Here is a 1,697-nt window from a genome sequence, read left to right as displayed (position 1 = left end):
ACCACCCTGACCACCTGCCATGATCATCTTTGATGGTTGGGTGGGTGTGATGCGTGGGGCCTGATCTGTAGTAGTCAAGTGATGGGGTGACACAGATTGGTAGCTACGCCACTTAGTGGATTGTGGTGCAAGCGTGCGGCACGGCACCTAGTTAAATGCGGGTGCCATATGTGTGAGGCGTGATGCGTAACCCTTGTTGGGTGATGGTAGTGATCCTGTGCTGTCGAGAAAAGCCTCTAGCGATGTGTATATACGGCCCGTACCCGAAACCGACACAGGTAGTCAAGTAGAACATACTCAGGCGGTCGGGTGAACTGTGGTTAAGGAACTCGGCAAATTGCCCCCGTAACTTCGGGAGAAGGGGGGCCACAACTGGTGATCCGAACATGCGTTGGTGAGCTGGTTGGGGTCGCAGAAAAGAGAGGGAAGCGACTGTTTATCAAAAACACAGGTCCGTGCGAAGACGGTTAAGTTGATGTATACGGACTGACGCCTGCCCGGTGCTGGAAGGTTAAGAGGACCTGTTAGGACATATGTGTCCGAAGCGGAGAATTTAAGCCCCAGTAAACGGCGGTGGTAACTATAACCATCCTAAGGTAGCGAAATTCCTTGTCGGGTAAGTTCCGACCTGCACGAATGGCGTAACGACTTCCCTGCTGTCTCAACCACAGGCCCGGTGAAATTGCACTACGAGTAAAGATGCTCGTTTCGCGCGGCAGGACGAAAAGACCCCGGGACCTTCACTATAGCTTGGTATTGGTGTTTACTGCGGTTTGTGTAGCATAGGTGGGAGACTTAGAAGCGCTCACGCTAGTGGGTGTGGAGTCGTCAAGTGAAATACCACTCTGACCGTAGTGGATGTCTTAACCTTGGCCCATGATCTGGGTTGGGGACAGTGCCTGGTGGGTAGTTTAACTGGGGCGGTTGCCTCCCAAAGAGTAACGGAGGCGCCCAAAGGTTCCCTCAGCCTGGTTGGCAATCAGGTGTTTAGAGTGTAAGTGCACAAGGGAGCTTGACTGCGAGACCTACGAGTCGAGCAGGGACGAAAGTCGGGACTAGTGATCCGGCACCTACTTGTGGATGTGGTGTCGCTCAACGGATAAAAGGTACCCCGGGGATAACAGGCTGATCTTCCCCAAGAGTCCATATCGACGGGATGGTTTGGCACCTCGATGTCGGCTCGTCGCATCCTGGGGCTGGAGTAGGTCCCAAGGGTTGGGCTGTTCGCCCATTAAAGCGGCACGCGAGCTGGGTTCAGAACGTCGTGAGACAGTTCGGTCTCTATCCGCCGCGCGCGCAGAAACTTGAGAAAGGCTGTCCCCAGTACGAGAGGACCGGGACGGACGTACCTCTGGTGTGCCAGTTGTTCCGCCAGGAGCACCGCTGGTTGGCTACGTACGGAAGGGATAACCGCTGAAAGCATCTAAGCGGGAAGCCTGTTTCAAGATGAGGTTTCATAGGTTCCCCATAGACGATGGGGTTGATAGGCCAGATCTGGACGCACCGTGACGTGCGAAGGTGACTGGTACTAATACACCAACCAACAAACCACAACAATTGTTCAACCCCGACACGGGCGAAAACACGCAAAAAACGCAGACAAAATGACCTGCCGCGTCCACTATGCAGTATCTGACACACCACACACCCCTAACGTGTGGCCACACAGAACAGATAACTCAATAACCCGCACACAC

At 54.1% G+C, this 1,697-nt stretch carries 1 rRNA gene; it reads left to right on the top strand.

Features of this window, described 5'->3' with window-relative positions:
• Positions 1-1,552: ribosomal RNA gene (locus CZ338_RS00040) — 23S ribosomal RNA — on the top strand; the annotation flags it as partial.
• Between the last annotated feature and the right edge of the window lie 145 nt (positions 1,553-1,697).

This window comes from Corynebacterium urinipleomorphum, from assembly GCF_900155535.1.
GTDB lineage: Bacteria > Actinomycetota > Actinomycetes > Mycobacteriales > Mycobacteriaceae > Corynebacterium > Corynebacterium urinipleomorphum.
The sequence above is the reverse complement of the archived record's forward strand: the minus strand, read 5'-3'. Positions and strand labels throughout refer to the sequence as shown.